Annotated in this window: 23 protein-coding genes; 18 read left to right on the top strand and 5 right to left on the bottom strand. The window is 65.9% G+C overall.

All coding sequences use genetic code 11. From position 1 onward, the window contains the following. Positions 1 to 105 precede the first annotated feature (105 nt). On the top strand, positions 106 to 702 hold the full coding sequence (locus AC0MAZ_RS06835) for a MarC family protein (RefSeq protein ID WP_028691281.1): 597 nt from the start codon (positions 106 to 108) through the stop codon (positions 700 to 702). Positions 703 to 714: 12 nt separating this feature from the next. Here AC0MAZ_RS06835 and cobJ read toward each other — a convergent pair whose 3' ends face one another. From cobJ to cobG, 4 genes are read right to left on the bottom strand one after another with little or no spacing between them, the layout of a single operon-like run. Beyond that, positions 715 to 2,415: a precorrin-3B C(17)-methyltransferase gene (gene cobJ / locus AC0MAZ_RS06830; RefSeq protein ID WP_232856596.1), complete on the bottom strand. Its 1,701-nt coding sequence runs from the start codon at positions 2,413 to 2,415 to the stop codon at positions 715 to 717. Then, a complete protein-coding gene (locus AC0MAZ_RS06825; RefSeq protein WP_177330861.1) occupies positions 2,403 to 3,137 on the bottom strand; it encodes a precorrin-2 C(20)-methyltransferase in 735 nt (244 codons plus the stop codon). The genes cobJ and AC0MAZ_RS06825 overlap by 13 nt, the downstream gene beginning before the upstream one ends. Next, positions 3,134 to 3,760 (bottom strand): precorrin-8X methylmutase, encoded by a 627-nt coding sequence (locus AC0MAZ_RS06820; RefSeq protein WP_203648111.1) that lies wholly within the window; start codon positions 3,758 to 3,760, stop codon positions 3,134 to 3,136. Before AC0MAZ_RS06820 ends, AC0MAZ_RS06825 begins: the two co-directional genes overlap by 4 nt. Continuing rightward, positions 3,753 to 5,078 carry a precorrin-3B synthase gene (gene cobG, locus AC0MAZ_RS06815; RefSeq protein WP_475860754.1) on the bottom strand — a complete coding sequence of 442 codons (1,326 nt, stop codon included), beginning with the start codon at positions 5,076 to 5,078 and terminating at the stop codon, positions 3,753 to 3,755. The genes AC0MAZ_RS06820 and cobG overlap by 8 nt, the downstream gene beginning before the upstream one ends. A gap of 215 nt (positions 5,079 to 5,293) precedes the next feature. On the opposite strand from cobG, the gene cbiE reads away from it, so the two are divergent. The 13 genes from cbiE to cycA all read left to right on the top strand — a co-directional run bounded on the left by cbiE (position 5,294) and on the right by cycA (position 17,217). Then, positions 5,294 to 6,505: a precorrin-6y C5,15-methyltransferase (decarboxylating) subunit CbiE gene (cbiE, locus tag AC0MAZ_RS06810; protein ID WP_475860753.1), complete on the top strand. Its 1,212-nt coding sequence runs from the start codon at positions 5,294 to 5,296 to the stop codon at positions 6,503 to 6,505. After that, the gene (locus tag AC0MAZ_RS06805) at positions 6,498 to 7,592 is read left to right on the top strand and encodes a cobalt-precorrin-5B (C(1))-methyltransferase (RefSeq protein ID WP_475860752.1); all 1,095 of its coding nucleotides are present in this window, start codon (positions 6,498 to 6,500) and stop codon (positions 7,590 to 7,592) included. The genes cbiE and AC0MAZ_RS06805 overlap by 8 nt, the downstream gene beginning before the upstream one ends. Then, positions 7,589 to 8,317: a cobalt-precorrin-6A reductase gene (locus AC0MAZ_RS06800; protein ID WP_475860751.1), complete on the top strand. Its 729-nt coding sequence runs from the start codon at positions 7,589 to 7,591 to the stop codon at positions 8,315 to 8,317. The genes AC0MAZ_RS06805 and AC0MAZ_RS06800 overlap by 4 nt, the downstream gene beginning before the upstream one ends. A gap of 82 nt (positions 8,318 to 8,399) precedes the next feature. Then, the gene (gene vapB, locus AC0MAZ_RS06795) at positions 8,400 to 8,630 is read left to right on the top strand and encodes a type II toxin-antitoxin system VapB family antitoxin (RefSeq protein WP_011535889.1); all 231 of its coding nucleotides are present in this window, start codon (positions 8,400 to 8,402) and stop codon (positions 8,628 to 8,630) included. Beyond that, positions 8,630 to 9,040 (top strand): type II toxin-antitoxin system tRNA(fMet)-specific endonuclease VapC, encoded by a 411-nt coding sequence (gene vapC, locus AC0MAZ_RS06790; protein ID WP_475860750.1) that lies wholly within the window; start codon positions 8,630 to 8,632, stop codon positions 9,038 to 9,040. Before vapB ends, vapC begins: the two co-directional genes overlap by 1 nt. 72 nt (positions 9,041 to 9,112) lie before the next feature. Further along, positions 9,113 to 9,550 (top strand): NfeD family protein, encoded by a 438-nt coding sequence (locus AC0MAZ_RS06785; RefSeq protein WP_232856591.1) that lies wholly within the window; start codon positions 9,113 to 9,115, stop codon positions 9,548 to 9,550. A 27-nt stretch (positions 9,551 to 9,577) separates the two neighbouring features. Continuing rightward, positions 9,578 to 10,432 carry an SPFH domain-containing protein gene (locus AC0MAZ_RS06780; RefSeq protein ID WP_110735010.1) on the top strand — a complete coding sequence of 285 codons (855 nt, stop codon included), beginning with the start codon at positions 9,578 to 9,580 and terminating at the stop codon, positions 10,430 to 10,432. 196 nt (positions 10,433 to 10,628) lie between these two features. Further along, positions 10,629 to 11,018: a DUF2946 domain-containing protein gene (locus tag AC0MAZ_RS06775; protein WP_234560879.1), complete on the top strand. Its 390-nt coding sequence runs from the start codon at positions 10,629 to 10,631 to the stop codon at positions 11,016 to 11,018. A 47-nt stretch (positions 11,019 to 11,065) separates the two neighbouring features. Next, complete coding sequence (locus tag AC0MAZ_RS06770) at positions 11,066 to 11,548, top strand: copper chaperone PCu(A)C (protein WP_254464345.1); 483 nt, start codon at positions 11,066 to 11,068, stop codon at positions 11,546 to 11,548. A 24-nt stretch (positions 11,549 to 11,572) separates the two neighbouring features. Next, positions 11,573 to 12,004, top strand: a complete 432-nt coding sequence (locus AC0MAZ_RS06765) for a DUF2946 domain-containing protein (RefSeq protein ID WP_475860749.1) — start codon at positions 11,573 to 11,575, stop codon at positions 12,002 to 12,004. 69 nt (positions 12,005 to 12,073) lie between these two features. Next, positions 12,074 to 14,134 (top strand): TonB-dependent copper receptor, encoded by a 2,061-nt coding sequence (locus AC0MAZ_RS06760; RefSeq protein ID WP_475860748.1) that lies wholly within the window; start codon positions 12,074 to 12,076, stop codon positions 14,132 to 14,134. Positions 14,135 to 14,192: 58 nt separating this feature from the next. Beyond that, a complete protein-coding gene (locus AC0MAZ_RS06755) occupies positions 14,193 to 15,560 on the top strand; it encodes a PepSY-associated TM helix domain-containing protein (protein WP_475860747.1) in 1,368 nt (455 codons plus the stop codon). Positions 15,561 to 15,801: 241 nt separating this feature from the next. Then, complete coding sequence (gene cycA, locus AC0MAZ_RS06750) at positions 15,802 to 17,217, top strand: D-serine/D-alanine/glycine transporter (RefSeq protein WP_475860746.1); 1,416 nt, start codon at positions 15,802 to 15,804, stop codon at positions 17,215 to 17,217. A gap of 121 nt (positions 17,218 to 17,338) precedes the next feature. Here cycA and AC0MAZ_RS06745 read toward each other — a convergent pair whose 3' ends face one another. Beyond that, complete coding sequence (locus AC0MAZ_RS06745; protein WP_186713780.1) at positions 17,339 to 17,638, bottom strand: hypothetical protein; 300 nt, start codon at positions 17,636 to 17,638, stop codon at positions 17,339 to 17,341. A 520-nt stretch (positions 17,639 to 18,158) separates the two neighbouring features. Between AC0MAZ_RS06745 and urtA the strand changes: the two genes are divergently transcribed. The 4 genes from urtA (at position 18,159) to urtD (ending at position 22,983) form a co-directional block, all read left to right on the top strand. Then, a complete protein-coding gene (gene urtA, locus AC0MAZ_RS06740; RefSeq protein WP_475860745.1) occupies positions 18,159 to 19,424 on the top strand; it encodes an urea ABC transporter substrate-binding protein in 1,266 nt (421 codons plus the stop codon). A 138-nt stretch (positions 19,425 to 19,562) separates the two neighbouring features. Then, on the top strand, positions 19,563 to 21,050 hold the full coding sequence (urtB, locus tag AC0MAZ_RS06735) for an urea ABC transporter permease subunit UrtB (RefSeq protein WP_475860744.1): 1,488 nt from the start codon (positions 19,563 to 19,565) through the stop codon (positions 21,048 to 21,050). Beyond that, positions 21,050 to 22,129, top strand: coding sequence for an urea ABC transporter permease subunit UrtC (urtC, locus tag AC0MAZ_RS06730; protein WP_203648126.1), 1,080 nt, complete (start codon positions 21,050 to 21,052; stop codon positions 22,127 to 22,129). Before urtB ends, urtC begins: the two co-directional genes overlap by 1 nt. Then, positions 22,126 to 22,983, top strand: a complete 858-nt coding sequence (urtD, locus tag AC0MAZ_RS06725; protein WP_475860743.1) for an urea ABC transporter ATP-binding protein UrtD — start codon at positions 22,126 to 22,128, stop codon at positions 22,981 to 22,983. Before urtC ends, urtD begins: the two co-directional genes overlap by 4 nt. Positions 22,984 to 23,124 lie beyond the last annotated feature (141 nt).

Here is a 23,124-nt window from a genome sequence, read left to right as displayed (position 1 = left end):
TTTAGCTGAGATCCCGGGGCCGCGCTGCAGCCCTTTCGCGGCGCAAGGCCGCTCCTACAGGATCCGTGCTATACAGTGACATTTCACCGCCGCGGACCCGCCCCCATGCTCCATGAGTTGTTCAGCGTCTACCTGAAAATGCTCGTGCTCTACAGCCCGTTCTTCGTGCTGTCGTGTTTCATCGGCCTGACCCGCGGCCACTCCAGCAAGGAACGCAAGCAACTGGCCTGGCGCGTGGCGATCGCCACGCTGGTGGCCAGCGTGCTGCTCTATCTGTTCGGGCGGGTGATCTTCGGCGTGTTCGGCATCACCGCCGACGCCTTCCGCATCGGCGCGGGCTCGGTGCTGTTCATCTCGGCGCTGGGCATGGCCCAGGGCAAGTCGGCGGTGCAGACCGACAACGTGCAGCAGGACGTAACCATCGTGCCGCTGACCATTCCGCTGACAGTCGGCCCGGGCACCATCGGTGCGCTGCTGGTGATGGGGGTGGGCCAGCCGCACTGGGACGACAAGCTGCTGGCCATCGTCAGCATCGCCCTGGCCAGCTTCACCGTCGGCCTGGTGCTGTACCTCTCGCACCGTATCGAGCGGCTGCTCGGCGACCAGGGCCTGCAGATCGTCAGCCGCCTGATGGGGCTGTTCGTCTGTGCCCTGGCGGCGCAGATCATCTTCACCGGGATCAAGGGCTACCTGCTGCCCTGACCCCGGCTGCACTCAGGGCTTGGCGGGATACCAGCGCGGCGTGTACACCCACTGGCCGCCATCGGCACGGGGGAAGGTGCAGGTGGTCGAGGAGCCGACCAGCACCATGGTACGCATGTCGACCATCTCCGGCAGCAGCTCGCCCAGGGTCACTACCCGCAGGGTCTGGCCCGGCCGGCCGATATCACGGCCCAGCACCACCGGCGTGCCTGCGTCACGATGACGGCGTACCACCTCCAGCGCCGCACCCAGCTGATGAGGCCGGGCCTTGGAGATCGGGTTGTAGAACGCCAGCACCAGATCCGCCTGGGCCGCCAGGTCGAGGCGTTTCTCGATGATCGACCAGGGCTTGAGGTTGTCCGACAGCGACATCACGCAGAAATCATGCCCCAGCGGCGCCCCCGCTTGCGCGGCGGTGGCCAGCGAGGCCGAGACGCCGGGCAGGATCTGCAACTCGACGCGCTGCCAGGCCGGGTCGCTGGACTCGTGCAACGCCTCGAGCACTGCGGCGGCCATGGCGAACACGCCCGGATCACCCGACGACACCACCACCACCGAACGCCCCTGGGCCGCCAGCTCGAAAGCATGACGAGCGCGCTGCATCTCTTCGCGGTTGTCGGTGCAGTGCAGTACCTGATCGTCGCGGAACGGGCCGGCCATGCGCACGTAGGTTTCGTAGCCGAGCACATCCTGCGCCCGCGCCAGCTCCGCCTTGACCGCCGGTACCATCAGTTCGGCGGCACCAGGGCCCAGGCCGATCACCGCCAGGCGACCACGGCGACGGCCAACGCGGGCGATGTCGACCGGTGCCGCGGCAACGGCGTGGGCGAGCCCCACGGACGAACCTACGCGCGCGTGCGGCAATGCATCAGCCAGCATCCGCTCCAGGCTCTCGGCGGCCGGGGCGAAGCGCAGGGCGACATTCAAGGCCTGTGCAGCTTCGTGCAGGGCCGACTCCGCCATCTCGGTTTCGCTCGCCAGCAGGCAGGCCAGCGCAGGCTCGGCAATGTTCGCTCGCAGCAGCTCCTCGCGCACCTGTTGCACCAGGTCAGCGCTACCGGCTGTGACCGCCACCACCACGCAACGCGCGTGGATCAGCAGTTCGTCACGACTGGCCGGACGCAGTGCGCTGCCCACGTGGATAGTGCGTTGGGCATCTTCGCTGGCGGGCAACTGCGCGTGCTCAAGCCACGGCGCGTCGCCTTCGACACGCACCGCCTCGCCCGCCAGCAGGTCGCAGACGAAGCGCTTGCCCTGTTCCAGGTCCGCCAGTGCGTAACCCTCGGGCGGATTCAGCAGGCAGGTGCCGAAGCGCAGCTCGCCACTGGTGGTGATCGCCGCGCTGACACCCAACGCTTCACCGATCTCTCGGGCCATGACGTTGACTCCGCCCAGGCCACCGAGCAGCGGAACCACGGCGCTGCCGTCCTCGGCCACCGCCAGTACCGGTGGTTCGACGCCTTTTTCGCTCAACAGCGGCGCCAGGGTGCGAATGACGATACCCGCCGCGCACAAGGCGATGATCGGCGTGTCTTGCTGATACAGCTCACGCAGGGTGTCGCCGAAGACTGCGTAGTAACGGTCGACACCCTCCACGCGCCCTTGCAGGCCATGGATCACGGCCTGTGGATAACATTGCTGGATACGCTGCGCGGTAGCCAGGCTGCCGGGGCCGAGAATGACGATTGCCGGTGCCTTGATCATCCCTGCCATTTCTCACCCGGCACGATGATCAGCGAGAAGTACGGCGAGGACTGCGGGTCGACCTCGTCCAGCGCGACGATCTTCTGGTTGGCCATGGTGGCCCGCTCCACGTACAGCGCACGGCTATCCAGGCCCAGCTCGCCGAGCACCTGGCGCACCTTGGGGAAGTTGCGCCCCAGCTTCATGATCACTGCCGCGTCGGCAGCAGCCAGTCGCTGTTTGAGCTCTTCATGGGGCAGCACACCGGAGAGCACGGTAAGGGTCTGGTTGCGGTACACCAACGGTGCACCGAGCACCGAGGCGCCACCGAGCATCGAGCAGACGCCCGGAATCACCTGCGCCTCGTAGCGCGAGGCCAGGCGATCGTGCAGGTACATGTAGGAGCCGTAGAAGAACGGGTCCCCTTCGCAGATCACCGCCACGTCGCGGCCGGCGTCCAGGTGCGCGGCAACCTGCAGGCTGGCTTCGTCGTAGAAGTCGCTGATCACCTGCTCGTAGGAGAGCGGCGCGGGCAGCGCCTCGGTGGTCACCGGGTACACCAGCGGCAGCAGGGTCTGTTCGGCTTGCAGGTGCGCTTCGATGATACCGAAGGCATTGCCGCGCTTGCCCTTGGCCACGAAGTACGCCACCACCGGTGCCTCGCGCAGCAGGCGCAGGGCCTTGACCGTGATCAGCTCGGGATCGCCCGGGCCCACGCCCAGGCCCAGCAGTCGTCCGCGTGCGTGCATCATTCCACCTCCGTGGCCAGGGCGTTGACCGCGGCGGCGGCCATCGCGCTGCCGCCCAGGCGGCCCTGCATGATCACGAACGGCACGCCACGGCTGTCGGCGGCGAGCATCGCCTTGGACTCGGCGGCACCGACGAAGCCGACCGGGAAGCCGAGGATCAGCGCCGGTTTCGGTGCGCCGGCATCGAGCATTTCCAGCAGATAGAACAACGCGGTCGGCGCGTTGCCGATCACCACCACGCTGCCCTCCAGGTGCGGGCGCCACAGCTCCAGGGCCACCGCCGAGCGGGTATTGCCCTCGGCCTTGGCCAGGTCCGGCACGCTCGGGTCGCGCAGGGTGCAGATCACCGGGTTGTTGGCGGGCAGGCGGGCGCGGGTGATGCCTTCGGCAACCATGTGCGCGTCGCAGAGGATCGGCGCGCCCTTGGCCAGGGCTTCGCGACCGGCGCTACCGGCGCCATCGGAGAACTGCAGGCCATCGATGGCCTCGACCATGCCGCAGGCATGGATCACGCGCACGGCGAGTTTTTCGAGATCGGCGGGGATCCGTTCGAGCCGGGCCTCCTCGCGGATGATCCGGAAGGAATTGCGATAGATCTCCTGACCATCGCGGATGTAGTCAATCATCAAGGTGCTCCGTCGGCAGGTCGAGCATGGCGCCTGCTTCTTCTGGGGTAAGGTTGGCGGCGCGCAACCTGCCGAAGCCCGGCAGGCGCGCATCGCGCAAGTAAAGGTCATAGCGGCCCGGGGCGCGGGCCAGCAGGGTCGCCGGGGCGACGTGGGCCATGGCGCAGGAACGTGGGCAGGCGGACAGGTGCACGCAGCCCGGGGCGCCATGGTGCAGCAGGGCGGCCAGGGCGATGGCGTCGGCCTTGGTGTCGGCCTGGGCCTTGGCGCAACCGCTGGAGCCGGTGCAGGCGACGACCCGCGCCAGTGGATGTTCGTTGTGGCAGAGCATGCCGGATGCCGCCAGTTGCACACGGGCGTTTTCCAGCGCGGTCGGTTCGAGGGAGGTCAGCACCAGGCTCTGCCAAGGCGTCAGGCGCAAGCTGCCATCGCCCCATTGCCGGGCGATGCGCGCGGCACTACGGAGCATTACGGGCGTCAGCCGCCCGAGGGGTGGCGCGACGCCCAGGGCCACACCCTGGCGCTGGGGCAGCACGCCCAGCCACGGGCTTGTCGTCGCCGGGCGCTGCCAGGCCATCGACGGGGTGTCGATCTGGATCGCCAGCCCTTCGAGGAAGTGCTCAACCGGGCACACCTGCAGCAATTGACGCATGCGCGACTGCTCGGGCGTCGCCAGGTCGAGGAAGCGCTCCAGCACCGCGCGCACCAGCGCCGGCCCCTGCTCCATCGGTACCGCACCCAGCGCCTGGCCATTCGACAGGCTGCTCGCGAGGCCGAACCGCAACCAGATGCGTCCTTCGTGCGGCATGGCGGACAACCACAGGTCGTGGGCGTGATCGAACATCGTCAACGCTTCGCCGCCATCGAGCTGCACGGCGAACTTGGCCGAGAGCTTGTGGAACCTGGGTGTGCTTTCCAGCAGGTCGAGGATCTGCCCGGCCAATGGTCGGGTGTCGAACAGCATGGTCGGATCGAGTCCGGCCAGTGGGCTGAGCATGAGGTTGCGCACATCATCGCCCGCCGCGTCACGCGGGCCGAGCCCTGCGGCCAGCAGATGCTCGACCAGGCCCCGATGGTCATCACCGATGCCGCGAATCTGCAGATTGGCCCGGTTGGTGGCCTCGATCACCCCGCCGGCGAAGCGCTCGGCGGCGTCGGCCACGGCATCGGCCTGGTCGGCCAGCAGCAGGCCGCCCGGCAGCTTGATCCGGCAGATGCCACCGTCGCGCGCGGCAACGATGCGCCACAACCCCGGGCAGGCCGAGGGACGGGTCGAAACTTCGGAGGGTGGGGGCTGCGTCAAGGGGGCATCCGGCAATCGTGAAAGTGCGCTTCAGTGTAGAAGGCGCGGTATTATGCCTGCTTTGTCCGGCGGCATGAAAAACCGGTGGTCGAACGTTCAATTTCGGGGCTGCTGTGCAGCCCTTTCGCGGCACAAGGCCGCTCCTACAGGGTTTGCGCTGCACCTGTAGGAGCGGCCTTGCGCCGCGAAAGGGGCACGTAGTGCCCCCATGCGGTATCGAAGAGGACCCAATGGCCCCCTGGCTGACAGTAATAGGCATCGGCGAAGACGGTTTCAGCGGCCTGGGCAAGCAGGCCCGGCGTGCCCTGCTATCGGCCACGCGAATCATCGGGGCCCCACGCCAGCTGGCACTACTGCCCCGCTGCGTGACCGCCGAGCAATTGCACTGGCCCAGCCCCTTCTCCGTGGCCCCGGTCATGGCCTTGCGCGGCGAGCCCGTATGCGTACTGGCCAGCGGCGACCCGATGTTCTACGGCGTCGGCGCCAGCCTGGCGCGCCAGCTGCCCGCCGAGGAATTGCAGGTGCTGTCGATGCCCTCCTCCTGCGCCCTGGCCGCCGCCCGCCTGGGCTGGCCGTTGCAGGATGTACAGGTGGTCTCGGTGGTTGCCCGCCCACTGGCCGCGCTCAATGCCCATCTGCACAGCGGCGTGCGCCTGCTGGTGCTGAGCAACGACGAGTGCAGCCCGGCGGCCATTGCCTCGCAGCTGTGCGAACGAGGCTTCGGCCCCAGCCGTCTCCAGGTGTTCGAACACCTCGGCGGCCCCCAGGAGCGAATGCTGAGCGGCACCGCCGACGACTGGCCGCACACCGACATCGCCACGCTCAACCTGGTCGCCATCGAATGCCAGGCCTCGCCCGACACCCCACGCCTGCCGCGTGTGGCCGGCCTGCCCGACAGCGCCTTCCGTCACGACGGCCAGCTGACCAAGCGCGACGTGCGAGCGATCACCCTGGCTCGCCTGGCACCACAACCCGGTGAGCTGCTGTGGGACGTAGGTGCTGGCTGCGGCTCCATCGGCATCGAATGGATGCGCGCCCACCCCAGCTGCCGTACCCTTGCGATCGAGGCCGACGAGGGCCGCCAGGGTTTCATCGAACACAACCGCGACACCCTTGGCGTACCCGGTCTGCAACTGGTCCGTGGTAAAGCACCCGACGCGCTGGCTGGGCTGGAGCGCCCGGATGCAATTTTCATCGGCGGCGGCGTCACTCGCGAAGGCGTGCTGGACCTGTGCTGGGAGCGCCTGCTGCCGGGCGGGCGCCTGGTTGCCAACGCCGTCACCCTGCAAAGCGAGGTCGCCCTGGCGCAGTTCCGCGACCAGCATGGCGGCGAGCTGACTCGCATCCACATCGCCCACACCCAGCCTCTGGGCAGATTCGACACCTGGCGCCAGGCCCTGCCGATCACCCTGCTCGACGTGGTGAAGCCCCTCGATGCGTGAAGAAACCCGCGAACAGCCCGCGCCGCTGCGCAGCGGCCTGACCACCGGCAGCTGCGCCACCGCCACCAGCCTGGCGGCGGCGCGCCTGCTGCTGACCGGGCAACGGCACGACGCGGTGGAGATCACCCTGCCCAAGGGCAAGGTGGTGCAGATGCGCCTGGAGTTCTGCCACCTCAAGGGTGACATGGCCGAGGCCGGTACCTTGAAGGATGCCGGCGACGATCCCGATGTCACCCACGGCGCCCTGCTCTACAGCCAGGTGCGCCTGCTTGCCGAGCCCGGCGTTCGCTTCGTCGCAGGCGCGGGCGTTGGCACCGTGACCCGCCCGGGGCTGGTGCTGGCAGTCGGTGAACCGGCCATCAACCCGGTGCCGCGCAAGATGATCAGCGACCATCTGCTGCAACTGGCCGGCGATTGCGGCTACCACGGCGGTTTCGAAGTGACGGTCAATGTCCAGGGCGGCGAGCAGTTGGCCCTGAAGACCATGAACCCGCGCCTGGGCATCCTCGGTGGGCTGTCGATCCTGGGCACCAGCGGCATCGTCCGGCCGTTCTCCTGCTCGGCCTACATCGCCTCGATCCACCAGGGCATCGATGTCGCCCACACCAACGGCTACACACATATTGCCGCCTGCACCGGCAACGCCAGCGAAGACACCATGCGCCGGGTCTACAACTTGCCGGAGATCGCCCTGATCGAGATGGGCGACTTCGTCGGCGCCGTGCTCAAGCACCTGCGCAAGGTGCCGGTGCCGCGCCTCACGCTGTGCGGTGGCTTCGGCAAGATCAGCAAGCTGGCGGCCGGGCACATGGACCTGCACAGCCGCCACTCCAGCATCGACCTGCCACAGCTCGCGGGCTGGGCGGCGGCCATTGGCGCGGACGCGGCGCTGCAACAGGCGATCATCGCCGCCAACACCAGCCAGCAGGCCCTCGCCCTCGCGCATGCCGCCGGCATCGCTCTGGGTGATGAGGTGTGCCGCCACGCCCTGGATTTCGCCCGCAGCGTGGTGCCGGCCCAGGTGCAGGTGGAGGTGTTCGCCATCGACCGCCAGGGCGGTATCGTCGGCAAGGCAGGTGTGGCATGAAGGGGCGCATCCTGCTGCTCGGCGGCGTTACCGAAGCCATGGCCATCGCTCGCCAACTGGGTCCGCAGCATATCTACAGCCTCGCCGGAATTGGCCGAGTGCCCCAGGACCTGGCCTGCCAGGTGCGGGTCGGTGGCTATGGCGGTGCCGAAGGCCTGGCCGAATACCTTCGCGATGCCGGTATCGGCTTGCTGATCGACGCCACCCACCCCTATGCCGCGCAGATCAGCCGTAACGCCGCCCTCGCCGCGCGCAGCGCAGGCATTCCTTGCTGGGCCCTGCGCCGCCCGGCGTGGCAGGCACAACCCGGCGATGACTGGCGCGAAGTCGAGGACTGGGCCAGGCTGATCGAGGCGCTGACCTCATTCGAACGCCCCTTGTTCACGCTTGGTCGTGAACCCTTGCAACATCTGGACGAAATTCCGTCACACCAGTTCTGGACCCTGCGCGCCCTCGAGGCGTGCCCTGGCAATGAACGCTGCGAGGTGATCGGTGCGCGGGGGCCCTTCCTCATCGACGATGAACGTGCCTTGTTCGAACGTCGACAGATCGACGTGCTGGTGAGCAAGAACAGCGGCAGCACGGCCACCGAGCCGAAGCTGGAAGTGGCGCGGGAGCGCGGGATTCCAGTACTGGTGCTCAAGCGGCCGGTGCTGCCGGAGGCGGATCGGGCGTTTCAAGATGCAGGGTTACTGCTGGAGGCGCTCGGCCTGTCCAAGGCCTGACCTCGCTACGTATATCCCATTGACATATCCATTCCCGGAATTAAACTCCGGACATACATTTGCGCTTTCAAGGAGGCCCATCATGGAGCAAGGTGCAGTCTTCAAAAGCAACCGCAGCCAGGCTATCCGTATGCCCAAAGCCCTCGCCCTTCCAGAAGACGTCACCCGCGTGGACATCGTCGCGGTGGGCCGTTCCCGTATCATTTCGCCTGCCGGCGAAAGCTGGGACAGCTGGTTCGAGGGTGACGATGTGAGTGCGGACTTCATGGCAAGCAGGGAACAGCCAGCCGACCAGGAGCGCGAAGGATTCTGATGCTCAGGTACATGCTCGATACCAACATCTGCATTTTCACCATCAAGAACAAGCCACAGGTAGTGCGTGAGGCATTCAATCGCTACCACGGCCAGTTGGCTATCAGCACGGTCACCCTGATGGAGTTGATCTACGGTGCGGAAAAATCCGCCGCGCCGGAACGTAACCTGGCCATTGTCGAGGGGTTCGCCGCACGGCTCGATGTGCTTGACTACGACATTCAGGGCGCAGCTCACACTGCGCAGCTACACGCGGAGCTGGCCAAGGCCGGCACGCCCATCGGCCCCTATGACAGAATGATTGCCGGCCACGCCCGCGCTCGTGGCCTCACGCTGGTGACCAACAACCTGCGCGAGTTCCAGCGTGTTCCGGGGTTGCGTGTGGAAGACTGGGTATCACACCCACGCTGACGGTCACGAGATGGCCCTGTGCCTTGATCCTGCCGTAGAATCACCTCTCCCCTTCTGGAAGGCTCCACCCATATGGAAATGCAATGGTGGATCTGGCTCGTCTTCGGCGTGGCCCTGATCCTGCTTGAACTGGTGCTCCCCACCTTCTTCATCCTCTGGTTTGGCGTCGGTGCCGTGCTGGTGTCGCTCGTCTCGCTGCTCGCCCCCAGCCTGCAACTCGATATGCAGGGCCTGCTGTGGGTGGTGTTCTCATCGATCACCACCGTGCTCTGGTTCAAGGTGTTCCGCCGCAAGAAGCCGGACGTGCGCTGGACCGCCGACAGCGTGATCGGCGAGGTCGGCCTGCTGACCGCCAACGTCTCGCAGTTCCAGAAAGGCCGGGTACGCTTTCAGAAACCGATCCTCGGCAACGAGGAATGGACTTGCGTCTCGGACAATGAAATTCCCGCCGGCGAGCGCGTGCGCCTGGCCGCCATCGAAGGCAACACCGCCCGGGTCACCCGGGCCTGAATCCGCACTAAAAGGAAGTTCGCAAGCATGACCAGCCTCATCGTCGTCGGCACCCTCGCCGCATTCGTTCTTATCACCGTGTTCAAGGGGGTGCGCATCGTGCCCCAGGGCGAGGAATGGATCGTCGAGCGCCTGGGCCGCTACCACAGCACCCTCAAGCCGGGCCTGAACATCGTCATTCCGTACATGGACGTGGTCGCCTACCGCTTGCCGACCAAGGACATCATCCTCGACGTGCAGCAGCAGGAGATCATCACCAAGGACAACGCGGTGATCGTCGCCAACGCCCTGTGCTTCGCCAAGGTGGTCGACCCGCAGAAGGCCTCGTACGGCGTGCAGAACTTCTCGTTCGCCGTCACCAGCCTGACCATGACCTCGCTGCGCGCCATCGTCGGCGCCATGGACCTGGACGAGGCGCTGTCCAGCCGCGAGCAGATCAAGGCGCGCCTGCGCGAAGCGATGTCCGAGCAGACCGAAGACTGGGGCGTGACCGTGCGTTCGGTGGAGATCCAGGACATCAAGCCCTCGCCGAGCATGCAGACCGCCATGGAACGCCAGGCGGCCGCCGAGCGTGAGCGTAAAGCTGATGTGACCCGCGCCGAAGGCAACAAGCAGGCGGCGATTCTCGAAGCCGAGGCGCGCCTGCAGGCGGCCAAGCTGGATGCCGAGGCCCAGGTCAACCTGGCCGAGGCGTCGGCGCGGGCGATCACCCTGGTCAAGGAAGCGGTGGGCAGCGAGACCGTGCCGGCCATGTACCTGCTGGGTGAGCGGTATATCGGGGCGATGGAGAATCTGGCGGGTAGCGACAATGCCAAGGTGGTGGTGCTGCCGGCAGATCTGCAGGAGACCGTGCGCGGTTTGATGGGCCGCGGTAAAGCCTGATATCGCCGGGGGCGCTTTGCGCCCCTTTCGCGGCACAAGGCCGCTCCTACAAGGGGGGCGCGAATTCCTGTAGGAGCGGCCTTGTGCCGCGAAAGGGCTGCGCAGCAGCCCCAGGTGCGGCACTTCACCGCACCCCGGCTTTTTTACCTATACTCCGCCGTACAATAGCCATCACGATTCCTGACCGGATCTCTCCATGCCCCCACGTCGGCACATCGCCTGGATAGCCTGCTTCGCAGTGCTGTTCAACCTGCTGGCCATGCCGCTGTCCTCTGCCGCGCCCAAGGGCCCGGCCGAACAGCTGCTGTGGGGGGCTTTCTGTTCCAGCATGGCCAACAAGGCCAAGGTCGATGTCCAGGCCCTGGCCAAGATCGACCTGGGGACGCAAAGCGACGACAGCGCCAGCATGATGAACTGCTGGTGCTGCCTGGGCGCGGCGCCTTTGCTGGCCCTACCCGGCTACCCGCCGCAGTTGCACAACCCGCCCGTGCAGCCGGCAAGCCACCCACAACACCTCGCCGACTACCAACCCACGCCGCGCCAACTCTGGCCCGCGCTCAATCCCCGTGCCTCTCCGCTGGTCTGAGTTCACTACGCTGTCCTTCAGAACCTGAACAGACCGGAGACTCACCCATGCTCAAGCAAGCCCTCGTCCTGGCCGCCCTGCTGCTGCCCGGCGCCTACGCCACCGCCCACGAGTACAGCGTCGGCGACCTGCACATCGCCCACCCCTGGTCGCTGGAGCTGCCGCCGAACGCGCCCAACGTGGCGGCCTACTTTGTCGTGCACAACAACGGCAAGGCCGATGACCGCCTGCTTTCGGTGAAAAGCACCATCACCGACGACGCCCAGTTGCATGAGCATGTGATGAGCGCCGCCGGCGCCATGAAGATGCAACATGTGCCAAGCGTGTTGGTCCCGGCCGGCAAGGATGTGGTGTTCGCCCCCAGCGCCTACCACGTGATGATCATGCAACCCAAGGATCGCAGCCTGCTCAGCGACGGCAAGCGCTTCCCGCTGACCCTGCACTTCGAGAAGGCCGGTGACATCACCGTCGAGGTCGCCGTGCAGAAGCAGCCGCCCGCCGACCAGGCGCAGCACGAGCACACGCACTGATCCGATAGCTGACTGGCGCTCGCCATGAGCCTGCCGCGCTACAGCTCCGCCCGCACTACCCGCCCTGATCGCAGGCGCGTCGGTGGCGGCTGGCTGAGCCTGTTCGCCATGTGGATGATCTTCATCGGCCCGCTGGTTTCCCAGTCGATGCCGATGGAGCACCACGCCGGCATGTCCATGCCCATGGACATGTCGATGAGCATGCCCATGGCGCACGGTCACGACGAGCACCACGGCCACGGCAACGATGGCCAGCTGCATGTCATGTGGGAGAAGTGCGGCTATTGCAGCCTGCTGTTCAACTGCCCCGCCCTGCCCCAGACCCTCAGCCCGCTCAGCGCAGGCTGCGTCCCCCCACCCACCCACCTCACCATCGCCACGCGCCAGGGCCATGCCCGACAGGCTGTATTCCCCGGCGCCCGCAGCCGCGCGCCGCCCCATTCGATCGTCGTTTGAACACAACACGCTAAACGCCCGAAGCCAGGAGGCTTTGCGCTGACTCACGACTGATCGACTGGAATCATTATGTCCGGCTGCACCCCTGTTTTTGACCTTTCCCTGCGCGGCACCATCGCCGTGCTCTGCGGCTCGCTGCTCGCGCCACTGGCCTTTGCCGCCGAAACCGGCCACGAAGGCCATGTGCACGACCCGGCCGAGCTGAGCCCGACGGTGATCACCGCCATCGCCCCGAGCTCACCGCTGACCGTGGTCACCAACCCTAAAGATCCGCGCCAGCCCGTGCCGGCCAGCGACGGCGGTGACTACCTCAAGACCATCCCTGGCTTCTCGGTGATCCGCGCCGGCGGCACCAACGGTGACCCCGTGCTGCGCGGCATGTTCGGCTCACGCCTGAACATCCTCACCAACGGCGGCATGATGCTCGGCGCCTGCCCCGGTCGCATGGACGCTCCGACCTCGTACATCTCGCCGGAAACCTACGACCGCCTCACCGTGATCAAAGGCCCACAAAGTGTGATCTGGGGCCCCGGCGGCTCCGCCGGCACCATTCTCTTCGAACGTGACCCAGAGAAATTCGGCGAGCTCGGCAGCCGGGTCAACGGCAGCGTGCTGGCCGGCTCCAACGGCCGTTTCGACAAGGTGCTCGACGCCGCGGCCGGCAACCAGCTCGGCTACGTACGCTTCATCGGCAACCAGTCGCACTCTGACGACTTCGAGGACGGCAACGGCGACACCGTGCCGTCGCGCTGGGACAAGTGGAACGGCGATGTCAGCCTCGGCTGGACCCCGGACGCCGACACCCTGCTCGAGCTTACCGCCGGCAAGGGCGACGGCGAGGCTCGCTCCGCCGGGCGGGGCATGGACGGCTCGCAGTTCAAGCGCGAAAGCCTGGGGCTGCGCTTCGAGAAGTCCAACCTCGGCGAGGTGCTCGACAAGGTCGAGGCGCAGGTCTACTACAACTACGCCGACCACGTGATGGACAACTACACCCTGCGCTCGACTGTCGGGATGCCGATGGCAAGCAACGTCGATCGCCGCACCCTGGGTGGTCGGATCAAGGCCACCTGGCGCTGGGCCGATGTACAGCTGATCAGCGGTATCGACGCGCAAACCAACGAGCACCGCAAGCGTAGCGGCATGGGCATCGATACGTACAAAGCCAAGCCCTGGGACAAGGACGCCGACTTCCATAACTACGGGGTCTTCGGTGAACTGACCTGGTACGCCACCGGTGAAGACCGGTTGATCACCGGCGCCCGCCTGGACCGCGCTTCGGCCCGCGATTTCCGCAAGGGCATCGCCACCAGCGGCAACACCCGGGCCGATACCTTGCCCAGCGGCTTTGTGCGTTATGAGCACGACCTGGCTGCGGTACCCGCCACCACCTATATCGGCCTGGGCCACACCCAGCGCTTCCCGGACTACTGGGAGCTGTTCTCGCCGACCCTGGCCCCCACCGGCTCGGTGAATGCCTTCGACGGCATCAAGCCGGAAAAGACCACCCAACTCGACTTCGGCATCCAGTACCGCGACGAACGTCTGGAAGCCTGGGCTTCGGGCTACGTCGGGCAGATTCGCGACTACATCCTGTTCGACTACGTGCCAGGCATGGGTGGCATGGGCAGCCGGCTCGTGTCCCAGGCACAGAACATCGACGCTCGCATCATGGGCGGCGAACTGGGCGCGGCCTACAAGCTGACCGAAAACTGGAAGGCCGACGCCACCCTGGCCTACGCATGGGGCAAGAACAGCAGCGACGGCAAGGCCCTGCCACAGATGCCACCGCTGGAAAGCCGCCTGGGGCTGACCTACAGCCGCGACACCTGGAGCGTCGGTGCCCTGTGGCGCCTGGTTGCCGAGCAGAACCGCATTGCCAAGAACCAGGGCAACGTGGTCGGCAAGGACTACGACACAAGTTCAGGCTTCGGCGTGTTCTCGCTCAACGGCGCCTACAAGATCAACAACAACCTCAAGCTCAGCGCGGGTGTCGACAACCTGTTCGACAAGGCCTACGCCGAGCACCTGAACCTGGCCGGGAACGCCGGGTTCGGCTACCCGGCCAGCGCCACGGACCCGGTGAACGAGCCAGGCAGGACCTTCTGGACCAAGGTCGACTTCAGCTTCTGACAACAACAAACGGGCGCGGGACCTGACCGCGCCCACTTGAGGTCTACGGGAGGCTCCCATGAGCAAACCAAACGTTTCCTTCTACAACCTTGCGTGGCGCTGGCATTTCTATGCCGGGCTGTTCGTGGCGCCGTTCATGATCCTGCTGGCGATCACCGGGATCATCTACCTGTTCAAGCCGCAGCTCGACCCGCTGATGTACCGCGAGCTGATGGTGGTCGAGGCCGGCCATCACCGACAGGGCGCCGATACGTTGCTGGCCAACGTACGCCAGGCTTATCCACAGGGTCAGGTGGGGCAGTACCTGCCCTCGGTGAGCGCCGAGCGCAGCGCACAGTTCGTCGTACATGACGGCGGGCGCGAGCTGAACGTGTTCGTCGATCCGTACAGCGGCAAGGTGCTGGGCGAACAGGACGGCAAGCAAAACCTGCAGGCCATTGCCCGTGCCCTGCATGGCGAGCTGATGGTCGGCACGGTCGGTGACCGGCTGGTGGAGCTGGCGGCCGGCTGGGGCATCGTCCTGGTCGTGTCCGGCCTCTATTTGTGGTGGCCACGCGGGCGCAACAGCGCGGGCGTGCTGTGGCCACGCCTGAGCGCACGCGGCCGGGTGCTGTGGCGCGACCTGCATGCTGTTACAGGATTCTGGGGCTCAGCCCTGCTGCTGTTGATGCTGATCAGCGGCATGACCTGGACCGGGCTATGGGGCAAGCAGTATGCCGACCTATGGAACCGGTTCCCGGCGGCCATGTGGAATGATGTGCCCAAGTCCGACAAGCAGGCACGCGAACTGAATGAAGCCCACCGCCAGACCGTGCCGTGGGCCATGGAGAACACCCCGATGCCGGTGTCCGGCGCCCATGCCGAGCATGCCGGGCACCACATGATGGATCACGCCCCCGCCGCGCCCCAGGTGAGCCTGCAGCAGGTCGAGAACATCGCCAATCTGCGCGAGGTCGAGCCGGGCTACAGCATCACCCTGCCGACCAGTGCCGAAGGAGTGTTCACCATTGCGGTGTTCGCCGACGATCCGCGTAACGATGCCACCCTGCATGTGGACCAGTACACCGGACAGGTGCTGGCCGATGTGCGCTGGCAGGACTACAGCCCGGTGGCGCGTGCCACGGAGCTGGGGGTGATGCTGCACGAAGGGAAGATGTTCGGGCCGTTGAACCAGATCGTCATCCTGCTGGTGTGCCTGATGATCCTGCTGGGGTCGGTGAGTGGGCTGGTGATGTGGTGGAAGCGCAAGCCGGCTGGTGGGCTGGGGGTGCCGCCGCTGCGCCATGACCTGCCGCGCTGGAAGATGGCCGTGGGGGTGATGGTGGTGCTAGGCGTTGCCTTCCCGCTGGTGGGGATTTCGATGGTGGTGATGTGGGTGGTGGATAGCCTGGTGGTGCGGCGCCGCAGGGTCATGGCCCAAGCCTGATTCCGCGCCGGCTTCTTCGCGGGTAAACCCGCTCCCACAGGTTCTGCGGCGCTCTCGGAACCTGTGTGGCGGGTTTACCCGCGAAGAGGCCGGCACGAACAACCATTGATTCCCGTCATGTCCCCGCCCCCGCCGCCCCGCCAAGATCGTGCCGATCTGCCGCATCTGCGATCGGAACGCGACGTGATAGCCTACTCGGCTTTCGCTCACAAAAAGACTGACCCTCAATGGAATGCAGCCTATGACCCGGACCTCCCAGACACCCTCCGAAGAGCAGCACCTGCAACGCAACCTGACCAACCGCCATATCCAGCTCATCGCCATTGGCGGCGCCATCGGCACCGGCCTGTTCATGGGCTCGGGCAAGACCATCAGCCTGGCCGGCCCGTCGATCATCTTCGTCTACATGATCATCGGCTTCATGCTGTTCTTCGTCATGCGCGCCATGGGCGAGCTGCTGCTGTCGAATCTCAACTACAAGTCGTTCATCGATTTCTCCGCCGACCTGCTCGGCCCCTGGGCCGGCTACTTCACCGGCTGGACCTACTGGTTCTGCTGGGTGGTCACCGGCATCGCCGACGTGGTGGCGATCGCCGCCTATACACAGTTCTGGTTCCCGGACCTGCCGCAGTGGATACCGGCGCTGAGCTGCGTGGCCCTGCTGCTGTCGCTGAACCTGGTGACCGTGAAGATGTTCGGCGAGATGGAATTCTGGTTCGCCCTGATCAAGATCATCGCCATCATGGGCCTGGTCGCCACTGGCCTGTACATGGTCATCACCGGTTTCCAGTCGCCAGCAGGTCATACCGCCAACCTGGCCAACCTGTGGAATGACGGCGGTATGTTCCCCAACGGCCTGCTCGGTTTCTTCGCCGGCTTCCAGATCGCCGTGTTCGCCTTCGTCGGCATCGAGCTGGTAGGCACCACCGCCGCCGAGGCGAAGAACCCCGAGCGCACCCTGCCGCGGGCGATCAACTCGATCCCGATCCGCATCATCGTGTTCTACGTGCTGGCGCTGATCGCCATCATGGCGGTGACCCCATGGCGCGACGTGGTGCCGGGCAAGAGCCCGTTCGTCGAGCTGTTCGTGCTGGCCGGCCTGCCGGCGGCGGCGAGCATCATCAACTTCGTGGTGCTGACCTCGGCGGCCTCGTCGGCCAACAGCGGCGTGTTCTCCACCAGCCGCATGCTGTTCGGCCTGGCCCAGGAGGGCGATGCGCCCAAGGCGTTCGAGAAACTCTCGCGCCGCGCGGTGCCGGCCAACGGCCTGTACTTCTCCTGCACCTGCCTGCTGCTGGGCGCGGTGCTGATCTACCTGGTACCCAATGTGATCGAAGCCTTCACCCTGGTGACGACGGTGTCGGCGGTGCTGTTCATGTTCGTGTGGACGCTGATCCTGCTGTCGTACCTGAGCTACCGCAAACAGCGCGCGGCGCTGCATGAGCAGTCCACCTACAAGATGCCGGGCGGGCGTTTCATGTGCTATGTGTGCCTGGTGTTCTTCGCCGGCATTCTGGTGCTGTTGAGCCTGGAAGCGGATACGCGCTCGGCGCTGGTGGTGACGCCGATCTGGTTCGTGATTCTGGCGGTGACCTATCAGTTCGTGCGCAGCAGGCGTCAGCCGCGTGCGGCGGTGCGTGAAGCCTCTAATAACTGATCCGGCCAATGGGGCCGCTGCGCGGCCCTTTCGCGGCACAAGGCCGCTCCTACAGATGATCGCGCTCCCCCTGTGTAGGAGCGGCCTTGTGCCGCGAAAGGGCTGCAAAGCAGCCCCAGGGCTAACCCTGCTCCAACCCCTCAAGCACCGCCTCGGCCAGCGCCAAACCTTTCTCCAGCGAGTTCTCCGTCGCCGTCAGCAAACTGCGCAACGGCTCTCCCGCCTTCTCCAATGCGGCAGCATTGGTCTCATACGCCGCCTTCAACGCCGCCACGGCGCACACCAGCGCATCCTCGCTATCAACGCCAGCACGTACCGAGAGAATCGGATCATGGGCGTGATTGCAGGTGCCGAAGTGGGAACAAGCGGTGACGGGACGTGATTTGCGGGGACTGTGGTTGACCAGCGATTCCTGGTTCATGGCTGCACCTCTCGATGAAAGGTGGCGATCTCGACAAATGCGAACGGTGGATCTGGAACGATCTTCTTGAGCATGGTGCATCTCCTTGCAGCTCTCTCTTTTAGAAGCTCCGCGCCCATACGCCAGGATGGGTGAGCGAAGCCGTGCGAGGTTGGCGTGCCGGCAGAGAGAACCGGTGAGCCCGAAGGCTCCCCCACACGACTCCGCCCATAACGGGTGCAGCCATGCAGAACACCGCCGCAAGGTGCGCCAGTGCTCGATCTCTCTGAATACGGGACGCCAATCCCGAACCGCAGAAACTACTGCGGTGCGGCACGGTACTCAAGTACCGCTTATGTGTCAAAAGTGTTCATCGCCCCCGGCCCCAATCCTGTGCAGGCCCAACCTGCAAGCACCATCCTGGCCCCTCCCTACGCCCCGATTCGTCGCACAACCGCTCTATCACGCACTTTCCATCGCTCGGCACAGCCTTTGCACTCTCCGACCTGGCCAACACCCACCATCACATCGGAGTGAGCACATGAAGCGACGCAGTCTGATCAAGGCCTTCACCCTCAGCGCATCGATCGCCGCGATGGGCCTGAGCTGGAGCATCCAGGCCGCCGAGACCATCAAGGTCGGCATCCTGCATTCGCTGTCGGGGACCATGGCGATTTCCGAGACCTCGCTCAAGGACATGGCGCTGATGACCATCGACGAGATCAACGCCAAGGGCGGGGTCAACGGCAAGCAGCTCGAGGCAGTGGTGGTGGACCCGGCGTCCAACTGGCCGCTGTTCGCCGAGAAGAGCCGCCAGCTGCTGACCCAGGACAAGGTGGCGGTGGTGTTCGGCTGCTGGACCTCGGTGTCGCGCAAGTCGGTGCTGCCGGTGTTCGAGGAGCTCAACGGCCTGCTGTTCTACCCGGTGCAGTACGAGGGTGAGGAGATGTCGCCGAACGTGTTCTACACCGGTGCCGCGCCCAACCAACAGGCGATCCCGGCCGTGGAATACCTGATGAGCGAGGACGGCGGCGGCGCCAAGCGCTTCTTCCTGCTGGGCACCGACTACGTCTACCCGCGCACCACCAACAAGATCCTGCGCGCCTTCCTGCACAGCAAGGGCGTGGCCGACAAGGACATCGAAGAGGTCTACACGCCGTTCGGTCACGCCGATTACCAGACCATCGTCGCCAACATCAAGAAGTTCTCGGCTGGCGGCAAGACGGCGGTCATTTCCACGGTCAACGGCGACTCCAACGTGCCGTTCTACAAGGAGCTGGCCAACCAGGGGCTGAAGGCCACCGATGTGCCGGTGGTGGCGTTCTCGGTGGGTGAGGAGGAGCTGCGCGGCATCGACACCAAGCCGCTGGTGGGCCACCTGGCGGCGTGGAACTACTTCGAGTCTGTGGATAACCCGGTGAACCAGAAGTTCGTCGCCGACTGGAAGGCCTACGCCAAGGCCAAGGGCCTGCCGGGGGCCGACAAGGCGGTGACCAACGACCCGATGGAGGCCACCTACGTCGGTATCCACATGTGGGCGCAGGCGGCGCAGAAGGCCGGCAGCACCGATGTGGACAAGGTGCGCGAGGCGCTGGCCGGGCAGAGCTTCAAGGCGCCGTCGGGCTTCACCCTGACCATGGACAAGAGCAACCACCACCTGCACAAGCCGGTGATGATCGGCGAGATCCAGGATGACGGGCAGTTCAGTGTGGTGTGGCAGACCGAGGAGCCGCTGCGGGCGCAGCCTTGGAGCCCGTTCATTCCGGGGAATGACAAGCGGCCGGATTATGCGGTGAAAGGTAACTGAGTGCATGGGGCCGCGCTGCGGCCCATTCGCGGGTAAACCCGCTCCCACAGGGACCGCACAGGTTTCAGACCTTGCACCCTACCTGTGGGAGCGGGTTTACCCGCGAAGAATCCACCGCCGATTTCCAGGATTACTCGCATGCTCAGACTCCTGCTCACCCTCCTCCTACTTCTGCCCCTGGCATCCCAAGCCGGCGAGGGCGAATTCTTCCTCAGCGCCAAGCCCGCCGAACAGGCCAACCTGCTCGAAACCTGGGCCGCGCAACCTGATGCCGCCCGCCTACCGCTGCTGGACAACCTGCGCCAGGGCCGCATCGCCGAAAACGACACCCGCAAACTGCGCCTGAACAACCGCCTGCGCGGCCTGATCGACAACGCACTGGCCAGCCATCGACTGCTCAGCGACCAAGCCAGCGTGCGCCTGGCCGCCGCCCAGCAACTGCAGAAAACCGCGCAACCCGCGCAGATGGCCTTCCTCGACCGCCGCTACGCCAGCGAGCCAGACGCCGCCGTGCACGCGGCCCTCGGCCTGGCCCTGGCCAACCTGCAACTGGGCGCCAGCGAGCCCGCGGTACGCCTGGCAGCCGTGCGTCTGCTCGGTGAAACCGGCGACCCGCTGGCCCGCACCCGCCTCGAAGCCCTTCTGCAACCCGACGCGGAAACCGACGCCGCCGTACGCACCGCCGCCGAAACCAGCCTGGCACAGGTGCAGCGCAAGCTGCTGGTCGGTGAATTGCTCGGCCAGGCCTTCAGCGGCCTGTCGCTGGGCTCGATCCTGCTGCTGGCGGCGCTGGGCCTGGCGATCACCTTCGGCCTGTTGGGGGTGATCAACATGGCCCACGGCGAAATGCTGATGCTCGGCGCCTACAGCACCTACATGGTCCAGGTACTGCTGCAACGCTATGCCCCGGGCGCCATCGAGTTCTATCCGCTGATCGCCCTGCCGGTGGCCTTCTCCGTCAGCGCGGGCGTCGGCATGGCCCTGGAGCGCACCGTGATCCGCCACCTATATGGCCGGCCGCTGGAAACCCTGCTGGCGACATGGGGCATCAGCCTGATCCTGATCCAGGCCGTGCGGCTGATCTTCGGCGCGCAGAACGTCGAGGTGAGCAACCCAGCCTGGCTGTCGGGCGGCATCCAGGTGCTGCCCAACCTGGTGCTGCCGTACAACCGCCTGGTGATCATCGGCTTCGCCCTGGCGGTGGTGCTGCTCACCTGGTTGCTGCTCAACCGCACGCGGCTGGGCCTGAACGTGCGCGCCGTCACCCAGAACCGCAACATGGCGGCCTGCTGCGGAGTGTCCACCGGGCGCGTCGACATGCTCGCCTTCGGCCTCGGCTCCGGCATCGCCGGGCTTGGCGGCGTGGCCCTGAGCCAGGTCGGCAACGTGGGGCCGGACCTGGGCCAGAGCTACATCATCGACTCGTTCCTGGTGGTGGTGCTCGGCGGCGTCGGCCAACTGGCCGGCAGCCTGTGGGCGGCCTTCGGGCTGGGTATCGCCAACAAACTGCTGGAGCCGCAGATCGGTGCGGTGCTGGGCAAGATCCTCATCCTTGCGCTGATCATTCTGTTCATCCAGAAGCGCCCGCAAGGCCTGTTCGCCCTCAAGGGACGGGTAATCGACTGATGAACCAGCCATTGATTGTCACTGCCACGCGCAAGGCCGGCACCCGGGTGTCGCTGGCCGTCGGCGCCGTTGTCGTCCTGGTGCTGCTGGCCCTGCCGCTGCTGTCGCTGCTGCCCGACGGGCACTCCTTGCAGGTCTCGGCCTATACCCTGACCTTGGTCGGCAAGATCCTCTGCTACGCCATCGTCGCCCTGGCCCTGGACCTTGTGTGGGGCTATGCCGGGCTGCTGTCGCTGGGCCACGGCCTGTTCTTCGCCCTGGGCGGCTATGCCATGGGCATGTACCTGATGCGCCAGGCGGCCGGCGATGGGCTGCCGGGGTTCATGACCTTCCTGTCGTGGAGCGAGCTGCCCTGGTACTGGGCCGGCACCCAGTATTTCGCCTGGGCGCTGTGCCTGGTGGTGCTGGCGCCGGGGTTGCTGGCGCTGGTGTTCGGCTTCTTCGCCTTCCGCTCGCGGATCAAGGGCGTGTACTTCTCGATCATGACCCAAGCCCTGACCTTCGCCGGCATGCTGTTGTTCTTCCGCAACGAGACCGGTTTTGGCGGCAACAACGGCTTCACCAATTTCCGCACCATCCTTGGTTTCGACATCACCGCCCAGGGCACCCGGGCCGCGCTGTTCCTGCTCACGGTCGGCCTGCTGCTGGGCAGCCTGTTCCTGTGCTGGCGCCTGACCCAGAGCAAGTTCGGTCGCCTGCTCACCGCCGTACGCGATGCGGAAAACCGCCTGATGTTCTGCGGTTACGACCCACGCGGCTTCAAGCTGCTGGTGTGGGTGCTCAGCGCCGTGCTGTGCGGCCTGGCCGGGGCGCTGTATGTGCCGCAAGTGGGCATCATCAACCCCAGCGAAATGTCGCCGACCAACTCCATCGAGGCCGCCGTGTGGGTAGCCCTGGGAGGGCGCGGCACGCTGATCGGGCCGCTGCTTGGCGCCGGCCTGGTCAATGGCATGAAGAGCTGGTTCACCGTGGCGTTCCCCGAGTACTGGCTGTTCTTCCTCGGTGCGCTGTTCATCCTCGTCACCCTGTACCTGCCCAAGGGCGTGGTCGGCCTTGTGAAGAAAAGGAGCCAGCCATGAGAAGCGTGCCCCCGGTGCATCCGGAATTCATGCTGGAACCGATATTCGACCAGATCGGCAGCGGTCGCGAGGCCATTGGCCTCGGTCGGCGCCGCGAGGCCGGGCTCGACACCCGCCACGGCACGGTGCTGAGCCTGGAGGGCATCAGCGTCAGCTTCGATGGCTTCAAGGCGCTCAACGAGCTGAACCTGTACATCGGCGTCGGCGAGCTGCGCTGCATCATCGGCCCCAATGGCGCCGGCAAGACCACCATGATGGATGTGATCACCGGCAAGACTCGGCCCGACAGCGGCACCGCGTTTTTCGGCGACACCCTCGACCTGACCCGCATGAGCGAATGCCAGATCGCCCAGGCCGGTATTGGCCGCAAGTTCCAGAAGCCCACGGTGTTCGAGGCGCTGACGGTGTTCGAGAACCTGGAGCTGGCGCTCAAGGCCGACAAGTCGGTGTGGGCTAGCCTGGTGGCACGGTTGTCCGGCGAACAGCGCCAGCGCATCGAGGAAGTGCTGGCCACCCTGCGCCTGCTGCCCCTGGCCCAGCGCCAGGCGGGGTTGTTGTCCCATGGGCAGAAACAGTTCCTGGAGATCGGCATGCTGCTGGTGCAGGAGCCGAGGTTGCTGCTGCTCGACGAGCCGGTGGCGGGGATGACCGATGCCGAGACCGAATTCACCGCCGAGCTGTTTCGTTCGTTGGCGGGTCGGCATTCGCTGATGGTGGTGGAGCATGACATGGGCTTCGTCGGCAGCATCGCCGACCATGTGACGGTGCTGCACCAGGGCAGCGTGCTGGCGGAAGGGTCGCTGGCGCAGGTGCAGGAGGATGAGCGGGTGGTCGAGGTGTATCTCGGCCGGTGATCGGCTTTGGATTTTGGGTGCCAGTGCCGGCCCTTTCGCGGGTAAACCCGCTCCCACAGGGATCGATGCGCTCGCAGTTCCTGTGGGAGCGGGTTTACCCGCGAAGAGGCCGGCACAGGCAAAGCAGACATTTCAGGGACA

Source organism: Pseudomonas sp. A (genome assembly GCF_056270345.1).
This window is presented reverse-complemented; position numbering and strand designations above follow the sequence as displayed.

Coding starts and splice junctions, on each gene's coding strand:
- urtA (WP_475860745.1), top strand. CDS start 18,159: ATGAAGCGACGCAGTCTGATCAAGGCCTTCACCCTCAGCGCATCGATC.
- AC0MAZ_RS06785 (WP_232856591.1), top strand. CDS start 9,113: ATGGAAATGCAATGGTGGATCTGGCTCGTCTTCGGCGTGGCCCTGATC.
- AC0MAZ_RS06765 (WP_475860749.1), top strand. CDS start 11,573: ATGAGCCTGCCGCGCTACAGCTCCGCCCGCACTACCCGCCCTGATCGC.
- cycA (WP_475860746.1), top strand. CDS start 15,802: ATGACCCGGACCTCCCAGACACCCTCCGAAGAGCAGCACCTGCAACGC.
- AC0MAZ_RS06820 (WP_203648111.1), bottom strand. CDS start 3,760: ATGATTGACTACATCCGCGATGGTCAGGAGATCTATCGCAATTCCTTC.
- vapB (WP_011535889.1), top strand. CDS start 8,400: ATGGAGCAAGGTGCAGTCTTCAAAAGCAACCGCAGCCAGGCTATCCGT.
- vapC (WP_475860750.1), top strand. CDS start 8,630: ATGCTCAGGTACATGCTCGATACCAACATCTGCATTTTCACCATCAAG.
- AC0MAZ_RS06835 (WP_028691281.1), top strand. CDS start 106: ATGCTCCATGAGTTGTTCAGCGTCTACCTGAAAATGCTCGTGCTCTAC.
- cbiE (WP_475860753.1), top strand. CDS start 5,294: ATGGCCCCCTGGCTGACAGTAATAGGCATCGGCGAAGACGGTTTCAGC.
- AC0MAZ_RS06805 (WP_475860752.1), top strand. CDS start 6,498: ATGCGTGAAGAAACCCGCGAACAGCCCGCGCCGCTGCGCAGCGGCCTG.
- AC0MAZ_RS06760 (WP_475860748.1), top strand. CDS start 12,074: ATGTCCGGCTGCACCCCTGTTTTTGACCTTTCCCTGCGCGGCACCATC.
- AC0MAZ_RS06780 (WP_110735010.1), top strand. CDS start 9,578: ATGACCAGCCTCATCGTCGTCGGCACCCTCGCCGCATTCGTTCTTATC.
- urtC (WP_203648126.1), top strand. CDS start 21,050: ATGAACCAGCCATTGATTGTCACTGCCACGCGCAAGGCCGGCACCCGG.
- AC0MAZ_RS06755 (WP_475860747.1), top strand. CDS start 14,193: ATGAGCAAACCAAACGTTTCCTTCTACAACCTTGCGTGGCGCTGGCAT.
- urtD (WP_475860743.1), top strand. CDS start 22,126: ATGAGAAGCGTGCCCCCGGTGCATCCGGAATTCATGCTGGAACCGATA.
- AC0MAZ_RS06825 (WP_177330861.1), bottom strand. CDS start 3,137: ATGATGCACGCACGCGGACGACTGCTGGGCCTGGGCGTGGGCCCGGGC.
- AC0MAZ_RS06800 (WP_475860751.1), top strand. CDS start 7,589: ATGAAGGGGCGCATCCTGCTGCTCGGCGGCGTTACCGAAGCCATGGCC.
- AC0MAZ_RS06770 (WP_254464345.1), top strand. CDS start 11,066: ATGCTCAAGCAAGCCCTCGTCCTGGCCGCCCTGCTGCTGCCCGGCGCC.
- cobJ (WP_232856596.1), bottom strand. CDS start 2,415: ATGGCAGGGATGATCAAGGCACCGGCAATCGTCATTCTCGGCCCCGGC.
- AC0MAZ_RS06745 (WP_186713780.1), bottom strand. CDS start 17,638: ATGAACCAGGAATCGCTGGTCAACCACAGTCCCCGCAAATCACGTCCC.
- AC0MAZ_RS06775 (WP_234560879.1), top strand. CDS start 10,629: ATGCCCCCACGTCGGCACATCGCCTGGATAGCCTGCTTCGCAGTGCTG.
- urtB (WP_475860744.1), top strand. CDS start 19,563: ATGCTCAGACTCCTGCTCACCCTCCTCCTACTTCTGCCCCTGGCATCC.